We start from the raw sequence: 9,472 nt of genomic DNA on the forward strand, positions 1-9,472 counted from the left end.
AAAAGCAATATAATTAATTATTATTTAATATCAATTTTATATTAACTATGATATTCTCTAGTCAAGTATTACATAGAGAAAAAGCCAAACTTGCTGTGAAGTAAGGACGGAAAGCTGCGGGTCTCTAGTAGATCGCCGGGTTACCGAATCGTAAGCCATAACGCTTATTTCATCATTTTTCAGATGTACATACAAATTTCGCTCCATATTATATATGAGTATTATAAGGTGTTATCATGAAGAATTTTACTATTTTTTTTAAATTATATCTATTACCATCTCTTCTATTTCTACTACTCAGCACATCTCAATTATCAGCTGCATCCAATTCATGTCCTGGTAGTGTTATATCTGGCAGTGTTCTTAATGCAGCACTCATAGACGATACAAATGAAGATGATTATTATAGGTATACCCCTGGTGATTACGGACAAGTAACGCTAAGCTTTAGTGCCACTGAAAAGATAAATATTTATGTAAGTAAGGAAGCATGTGACGATGATGGGATTTTGAGTATTGGTAATGGTGAAACAAGTGGATATGTAACTGTTAATGTAACGGATACAGAAACTCTCTATATTCATGCGGAATATTTCCACAATGATGCTGACTACAATATCACCTTAAACTTTGAACCTGCTCTTCCTGTAGATATCTGTTATGATTATGCTTACAAACAAAATAACGTATACTTTACCGAGGACAATAATGGCTCTTTTGACCCCCGTATCCAAGGTACAGGGCTCACGAATGACAATATCACTGTCGAGCTCTATATCCAAAATATAGATCCTGCAGATACTGCCATGGAAGATTTAACCGTTGATATCTTTGATATAAATGTATCTCAAGCCACTTATGTTCCCAATTCTACCTGGGTAATACAACCTGGAGAGCTTACTGCTACGAATGTCACTGATGTCAACAGTAGTGTAAGCTACAACAATAACATAGCTATCAATGATGTCATAAGTAGAGACTTTTTCTATCTGAATTATGATTTATCGCCTCTGGATAATGAAATTGATATACTTCTCAATGTTAGACTGAATTATACAGGTAACAATATTGTAATTGACAGCACAATACCTTTATGTAACAATAATTCTCTAAATTATACACCCGCTTATGGTATCTTCAATGTAGAAGACAGTATACTCACATATCTAAACAAATATAATCTTCCAACACAAACAGCCAATCGTGTAGGTGACTTTGTTGTAGCTGCCTATGAAGCGGATAATGTCTATCAGAGAAAAAATGTCTCTACTGTTGTTGCTGTAGAGTTAATCGATGCAGCAAAATATGATGGAATTGCTACTTCCTGTGCGCAACCTGATAGTGCACTAACACCTCGTATATGGCTCACTTTTGATAACAACGTATCACGTACAGATTTTGATTATACTACCATTACCGATGCCATTGTCAATGGTGCTCTCTCTGACCAGATTCCAATAAATGGTCCATTCATCTCTACAGCACCTGAATTCTACAGTATTGCAAGAGAAAATGCTGCATTCAGAATAACATATAATGGTGCGGGAAGTGGTGATTTACTAGATACTGAAGCAGTCACTTGTCCACCTAATGCAGGTGCAACAACATGCTATAATGTTAATAATTTTACGGAAGCCATTAAGTATAATGGTGGGAATTGTGCGCAAGATGTTGATGGTAAACCTAAAAATATAGATAAAATTCCACAATTTTGTAATAATGCTGGTACAGCTGCTGCTTCTGCAATGACACCAGGGGAATTAGCAATCTGCATGGAATGTATTTATGGATTTGATGTGAACTTCCTCTGTTCACGTGACAACTTTGCCATACGTCCAGAAAGTTACCGTATGACTCTAAATGATCAAGATCAAAATGATCCCACACAACAAAGTCTCGTTGCTATCAATGATGATTTAGCAGCAAATCAAAACAGAAACCATACAAATAATACACCATATCATGTAGCAGCCGGATACAACTATGCACTTCAAATTCGTGCGACCAATCATTTAGATGATAATGCAACACCTGGTTATGATGTAGGATTTTTCATGGATGGAAACGACAGTCAACGTTCTTTTAGGTTAGCATGGCCTGCATTACTCAATCCATCATCAACCTACTGCAATGATACAGCAGATCACAATAAAACAGTAACATTACTCAATGGAGGAGCAGATCTCAATCTCAGCAGTGCTCAAATTGGTAAATACAATTTAACTATGTTTGACAGACTATGGACTAGAGTTGACTGGGATCCAACACTCATGACACATCATACAACAGGACAAGGGGCTGGCTACTTTTTGACTGGAAAAGATTGTGTTTGGGATACATCTGCAGTACCTAGTCAGAATACACTAACAGGATTTAGTGTAGTAAATCTTACTAATGTAAGTGGGTGTGATATCTCATCTGATAACCACACTAATATTAACAATAGCATAGAATACAAAGATATTGCATTACGTGTACATCCATACGAATTTAGTACAGACGGACTCACAGTGGGTGCAAGACCAACAAATGACGGGTCAAATAACACTTTTGTATACATTAATACCCCTGATCTTAATGTGTATCCAGATGGCATAGATGAAAACATGTCTTACAATGTCCAAGGTACTTTTGCAGCTGTAGGAAAAGATGGTCTCCCTCTAAGTAACTTTGTGGATAATTGTTATGCAGACAGTATTGATATGTCACTCTATCAAAACTATAATCATACAGTCCCTACTCAAGAACCCTATTTATCGTATGATCTAATAGATCATAATTCAACAGATTCAAGTGTCATTATCAGAGCAAGAGAAAATGGTATATTTAGTGAGTATAACCTTGCAACAACTAACCCGATCGTACCGCTTGTAATTGATCAAGATCAATCCTATTTTGAAAAAGACATGAAAGGTAAAATTACTATGGATCTTGGGTATAACTTCGTAAGAGCTATGAATGTACCATTAAACCCAAGAGATATCCATATGAGAGATTTCAACTTGACCTACACTACACCTCCAACAGGTATCTATGCGGATCTGACAAATAATCATGAAATTTTTGGAAATATAAACATGGATCAAAATGTTACTTTCATGTATGGTAGAGCAAAGCCGGCACAAACATACTATGAAACGATAAACAACAACATAGACACACCTGTTTCCGTAATAGTGTATTGTGACCTAGGCTACACAGAGTGCCAAAATAGAAATATTATGGCACTGGTCGCACAGACCAATGAAGCGAATTGGTGGAAATCATGGGATCACAATAATAACCCTACGCTTGGTGGCATGGATGGCACTATAGAATTAGTAAGTGCACCTACTACAGCATTGAATGACACTTCAGTTACTATCATCAGTGAAGGGGAAGACCCAAATGTTAATGTAAGTCGTGGAACTACTCTTCCTCCATTACTGGTTCCTATTAATTTAGTAGTGAATGATCCAGCAGCAGCTGCCCCAGCCGACTACACAGACAGATGGCTCATCTATAACGAATTTAGTGCAACTACTCCACCTATACCATTCTACCGAGTTAAATTCTTGGGTGCTTCAGGATGGGTAGGTAAAGGAGACACTGGTCATGTTGTAGGTGATGATGTAAACACGAAAAATAATAAACGATTGGAATGGTAAATGAAAATTAAAATATTACGACCTGCCATAGCCATGATCGAACTTATATTTGCTATTGTTGTTATGGGCATTGTACTAATGTCAGCTCCAATGCTCATAAGTACGGCAACACAAAGTACTTTTGTGGCCTTACAGCAAGAAGGTATAAATGAAGCAGCATCAAGAGTGAATATGGTTATGGGATATGCATGGGATGAACAAAATACTCAGGAAAATTACCTTTTTCCAATTTTACATGTGACTTCTGGTGACTCGGCCTTTGATGAAAGTGGCACTACTGCAAGGCGTGTAGGTACACCTATGGCTAGTCAAAGAACATTTATACTCTCTGATGTAGAGAACAGTGATCTCAATGCTTCCACCACACTCGGATCTGAAGGTGGAGACCTAGATGATATAGATGATTTTGGTGGTACATCTCTTGCCAATATTGAAGCAGCAACTATAGACTATGCAGAAAAAGCCACTGTCAACATTGCCACCAGCATAGCATACACAGGAGACGGTGTTGCTGGAGGATACAACCAATCAACTGTCACTTTTGTACCCTTTGCTGCTCCAGGAGGCACAACCACCAATATAAAATCCATTACCGTTAATTTAACCAGTACAAGTGGTATTGGCGAACTACAAAAAGATATTATGTTACGAGCCTTTACTTGTAACATAGGTGGCTATAAATTGGAAGAGAGGTCGTTTTAATGATAAAAATGAAAACACACCGATCAGCTTTATCTATGCTTGAATTGGTTTTTGTGATAGTCATTCTAGGGATTGTATCCTCATTAGGTGCAGAGATAATCGCAAAAGTCTATGAAAACTATGTCGTTCAAAGAGCACAACATCGTGCATCCATGAAAACACAATTAGCCCTTAACCAAATCACCAACCGTTTACGTTATGCTATTCCGGGAACGATTGTACGAAGAGTAGGAAAAACAGGTACTGCTGAGACATTTGATCAAGCATTAGGAGGCAATCAAGATGACTACACAGTCCTACAGTGGGTTGCTTATGATGGTGACAGTTTTGAAGCCATTACATCTGATGCGAACCGTCAACCTGGATGGAGTGGCTTTGCTGATCTTGATGCAAGTTCTGCTACAAGTATCGTAACTCGCGGATCAAACTTTACACTTACCAATGCGATACAAGGTTTTCTGGGAGGGACAGGAACATTTGCCATCTATTTTCCAAATGATACAGTAGCACATTATGGTACAGGGGCAGCAGAAACCATTACATTAGGTACTGCTGTTTCTTCTATTAACGAACGTTACAAACTTGCCTGGACCTCCTATGCGCTTGTTGTAGAGGCCAATGGAGACCTTCGTCTTTATTATGATTTTGCTCCTGACTTTGCTGCTACTATAGGTAATACAAGTTCTCTTCTGATCAAAAATGTCACAAACTTTAAATTTAAAGGCGGGGGAGGTACAACCCGTCTTAAAATCTGTGTTGAAGAAAATATCGGTGATACCGCAACCATCCCATCTTGTAAAGAAAAGGCGGTATTCTAATGAAATGGCAAATAAAACGAAAAGCTTTTTCTCTGCTTACAGCTATTTTTGTAATAGTACTTATGGCAACTGTAGCTATACTTGTCTTAAACATATCAGGGAAGCTGGTCAAAGAGACAACTGCACAGTATCAAAATGAACAAGCAGCACTGTACGCAAACAGCTATACAGAATATGCCATTCTGGCTGTTACCGGTAACGATAGAACTGTCAACTGTTTAAGCACTATTAACAGTACCATAGGCAATCCAACCATAGGTAATGGATATAGAATACGTACCCATATTGCTTACATTGGTACTGCAGCAGAAGTAGGAAACTGTGCCACGACAAGGAAATTAAGTGAAGCTGTTACTACAGTAAAAACACCTCTAACAATCATTGTTGATGCTTATGTTGATTATAAAGAACCTGATCATCATGGCGGCAGTACGAATGCACCATGGATCACTTATCATAAAAGAACGGTACAAAAGATATGATGATAGACTATATAAATATTATGAACCCAAAAGGACATTCAATGAGAAGATCTGCTTTTACAATGCTTGAACTCGTTTTCGTTATTGTTGTACTGGGTATTCTCGCAGCATTGGCACTGCCTAGACTAGACCGTGACCTCAAACAGGAAGCAGCAGACAGTATACTTTCAGATATACGCTACACTCAACACTTAGCACTCATCGATAATAAACATAAATTCGATGAATCATCATGGCAAAGAGCCTTTTGGCAAATATCTTTTGAATCTTGTGGAAGTGCTTCCGGGCTATTTGAAAGTATAGGTACTGATACTGACTATTTAGGTGACATTAGTAGCAATGAAGCTGCTACCGATCCAGCCAACGGGAAACCTATGTTTTGGACAAATACTGCAAGTTGTGCAAGTGGTGTCGACACTACTGCATCAAGCGACAGAATCTTCATTACTAAAAAGTATGGTATTACGGCAGTTAATGGGACAGGTGGGTGTAACAATCTTAAACATATTGGCTTTGACCATTTGGGAAGACCTCATGTTAGTTTTTCCGGTTCCACTACTCCAAATAACAGTAGCTACATGTCCACAGCATGTACTTTTACTTTTACTATGTCAGATGCTGATACTTTTGCTATTACTATAGAACCAGAAACAGGGCATGCTTTCATTGCAGGGCAAGAAGGCTCTTAAATTTTATCGTGAGGGCATAAAAATACATTTGCTCTCCATATCCTCTTCATTTACCTTCCATTAAGTATCTTAAGTTAAAATTAAGTATGGATATATTGCTATATCTATACTTTAAAACTAAGGATATATTATGAACAAAAGTATAACGGGAAGACATTTCGAACTGACTGAACCTATAAAAGCTTATGCAGATACATTAATTGATAGCCTAGAGAAATATCATTTAGACATTATTTCTGCAAGTACTGTTATCGCTGCCAATGAGAAAAATGGGAAAAAAGGTTTTGTTACAGAGTTCATCATTAACCTTAAAGATAAAAATACTATCGTAATTACCCAAGTAGATAAAGATGTATATGCTGCTATGGACCTTGCTATAGAGAGAGTAAAAAAATCACTTCGAAGACATGCCGATAGGGTCAAAGATCATAAAGTTATGAGCTTTAAAGATATGGGAGTAGAGGCAGAAGCGGTTAGTGAGTACACCACAGATGAAGAGCTTGAAATCGTCCCGATGGATCTTGAACTACACAAACCACTTGATTTTGATGAAGCTATAGAAGCACTAAAAGCAGAGAAAAAAAGACAATTTATCGTATTTAACGACAATGAAGGACTCATGCGTGTTATGTACAAAAGAGCGGATGGTAAATTCGGATTATATTAATAGTACGGCAAATGGGCAAAGCCCATCTTGCCTACGCCAGTACTAAGCTTTGCTGAAGCCATACACTACGATAACTTCAGACATAGGCACATGTTCCATGAGCCTTTTTTCTCTAACTTGAGACTTCCATACTTCCCAATCTATTTTTAGCCCTGGAAACCACTTCTTCATCTTCAGCCATATCTAACCACTTAAACCTTTGACCACTTTGTATCGTACCATCCAGTATGTCACCACTGTCTCTAAATTTAAGATCGAGTTTTGCAATGTCAAAGCCATTGGTTGTGTGGGTGAACTGTTCAAGTCTAAAGTTCTCTGTACTGTTAGAGTAAAGGTAACACCAGCTCTTTAAACCGTTACGGCCTACTCTACCCCTAAGTTGATGTAACGTAGCCAGTCCAAGCCGTTCTGCACCTACTATAACGATAAGCGTAAGTTTGGGTAATGAGATACCTACCTCCACTACTGTGGTAGCTAAGAGTATATTTCCTTTTTCCCTAAACTCCAGTAGAACTTCTTCTTTTTGCTTGTCTTTACCATGAGTCACATAGACAGCATCAAACTTCTCTTCCCAAAAGCCTCTACTCTCATCTAAAGACTGGTACGGCACTTCACTACTCTCTTCTACCAAAGGATAGATGATGAGCACTTGATGCTCTTGTGCTATTTCTTCTTTAATATGTGTCAACAAATTTGGAAAATCCTGTTTACTTATAGTTTGGGTCAACACTTCACGTTCAAAAGGTGTAGTAGTGATGAGACTGACATCAAGAAGTTCAGACTCCATCATGGCCTGTGTTCTTGGTATCGGTGTCGCAGAGAACTGTATAAAATGTGGTTTATTGTCTCCTGCACTGACCAAAGCTTCTAAACTCTGCCTCTGTTTGGTACCAAAACGGTGTTGTTCATCTACCATTACCAAAGAGGCTTGCGGTAGATCTTCTTTGAAAAGAAGTGCATGTGTTCCAATGATGAAGTCTGCCTCTTTATAATCTCCCTGATCTTTACCTTGCATTACAAGTGCGACTTTGACATGTTTGGGCAAGTGTTTACACGCTTCTTCATAGAGTTGCAGTGCAAGCAGTGATGTAGGAGCCATCAATATACTTGTATGTGGCAATGCCATCATCACTGATGCGAGTATTACCATTGTTTTACCAGAACCTACATCACCAACGACCATTCTTTTGGCTGCTTTGTCCTCTCTTGCCAAGTCACTCTGTATCTGTACTATAACCGTTTGCTGTTCTTGTGTGAGTCTAAAAGGCAGATTATTCACAAAGGGTTCTATGCTACCTTTTAATGCCCTATGCGCAGGGAAATCTGCTCTTTTCCCTCGTAATTTTTTTAAATGATTATACGCTTCAAGAAATTTTAATACTATCAGGAAATCAGGTTTAAATGTTGTACTCTCATACACCTCTTCCATACTTTTGGGAAAGTGTATATGCATCATTGTCGCTACTTCTTTACTGTCCAAACCTTCATTATATAGGTTTTGTTCATTGACATAACACTCGATGAGTGAAGAGATCTCACTCTCTTTGAGTACAGTTTTGTACTTAGGGGTTATCTTTCCTATCTCTTTGATGGATTTCGGTTGTGACATCTGTAAGTAGCCCTTGTACTCTTCAAGTCTGCCTTGTATCACATGACTTGACCCTACTTCAAAAAGCTTATGGTGGTAAGGTGTCACCCTAAAGAAAGTAGAAGAGAGTCGTCTGCCTGATCGGGTTAGGTTAAAAGTGACGCGTAACTTTCCAGAATAGATACTCGAGTCAACCACTTTGGCTTCAAGCGTATTGATCTTTCCTAGTTCCAGAGTTGATGAGAGTGTCGTATCATTATAAGAAGTGGGGATGATAAGTGCTAAATCAAGCAATGTGTGGATCTTAAGCTTTTTAAAGAGTTGTTTTGCTTCTTCCATCTCTATCCTGTTTCCCTTCTGTTTTAATGATTATACAAAAGTTTTAGAGAGATAAGAGATAAATATGTCAATTTGACATATTTATCTCTTAGGAGTAGATTCCTTTTTTGTGACAATACTAAAAGTGATATCTGACAGCTCCGTATGTGCTTTGATAAAAGCATTGACCTCATCAAGTGTGACAGACTCGATCTTTTTTAACTGCTCTTTACTAAAATCAAGTGGTCTTCCATAATAATAGTCATCATAGGCTCTATGCAGCCTTTGAGAAAGTGTTTCTGTACGTAAAGGCTCAGATCCAAGTAAGAATTTTTTTGTATCGTCAAGCTCTTTTTGTGTGATACCCTCTTTGATGAAAGTATCTACCACTTCTTGTATCAGATCTTTTGCCTCATCTTGTGTGCTGAGCTTTGTTTGCATATATCCACTCAAATAAGAAACTGGTTTTGTACGTCTAAGCGAAGAATACACCCCATAAGTGAGCCCACGTTTTACACGTATCTCTTCCATCAATCGTGAACCAAAACCGGCTCCGCCAAG

8 protein-coding genes and 1 riboswitch are annotated in these 9,472 nt (G+C 38.1%); of the genes, 6 read left to right on the forward strand and 2 right to left on the reverse strand.

Annotation, left to right across the window (positions count from 1 at the left end; translation table 11 throughout):
- Positions 1–73 precede the first annotated feature (73 nt).
- Positions 74–148, forward strand: a riboswitch (cyclic di-GMP riboswitch).
- Between the two features lie 88 nt (positions 149–236).
- From ABYK33_RS10505 to hpf, 6 genes are all read left to right on the forward strand, one after another.
- Positions 237–3,647 (forward strand): hypothetical protein, encoded by a 3,411-nt coding sequence (locus ABYK33_RS10505; RefSeq protein ID WP_373033148.1) that lies wholly within the window; start codon positions 237–239, stop codon positions 3,645–3,647.
- On the forward strand, positions 3,648–4,349 hold the full coding sequence (locus tag ABYK33_RS10510; protein WP_373033149.1) for a type II secretion system protein: 702 nt from the start codon (positions 3,648–3,650) through the stop codon (positions 4,347–4,349). It begins immediately after the preceding gene.
- Complete coding sequence (locus ABYK33_RS10515; protein ID WP_373033150.1) at positions 4,349–5,167, forward strand: Tfp pilus assembly protein FimT/FimU; 819 nt, start codon at positions 4,349–4,351, stop codon at positions 5,165–5,167. The genes ABYK33_RS10510 and ABYK33_RS10515 overlap by 1 nt, the downstream gene beginning before the upstream one ends.
- A complete protein-coding gene (locus ABYK33_RS10520) occupies positions 5,167–5,649 on the forward strand; it encodes a type II secretion system protein (RefSeq protein WP_373033151.1) in 483 nt (160 codons plus the stop codon). Before ABYK33_RS10515 ends, ABYK33_RS10520 begins: the two co-directional genes overlap by 1 nt.
- Positions 5,650–5,690: 41 nt before the next feature.
- Entirely contained in the window at positions 5,691–6,338 is a 648-nt protein-coding gene (locus ABYK33_RS10525; RefSeq protein ID WP_373033152.1) for a Tfp pilus assembly protein FimT/FimU, read from the forward strand.
- 130 nt (positions 6,339–6,468) lie between these two features.
- Entirely contained in the window at positions 6,469–7,005 is a 537-nt protein-coding gene (gene hpf / locus ABYK33_RS10530; RefSeq protein ID WP_373033153.1) for a ribosome hibernation-promoting factor, HPF/YfiA family, read from the forward strand.
- A gap of 112 nt (positions 7,006–7,117) precedes the next feature.
- On the opposite strand, the gene recG is transcribed toward hpf, so the two are convergent.
- Both recG and ABYK33_RS10540 read right to left on the reverse strand, forming a co-directional pair.
- Positions 7,118–8,932, reverse strand: coding sequence for an ATP-dependent DNA helicase RecG (recG, locus tag ABYK33_RS10535; protein WP_373033155.1), 1,815 nt, complete (start codon positions 8,930–8,932; stop codon positions 7,118–7,120).
- Between the two features lie 81 nt (positions 8,933–9,013).
- Positions 9,014–9,472, reverse strand: a 459-nt coding sequence (locus tag ABYK33_RS10540; RefSeq protein WP_373033156.1) for a M16 family metallopeptidase, incomplete at its 5' end; no start/stop codon positions are given.

This window comes from Sulfurovum sp., from assembly GCF_041562805.1.
Lineage (GTDB): Bacteria > Campylobacterota > Campylobacteria > Campylobacterales > Sulfurovaceae > Sulfurovum.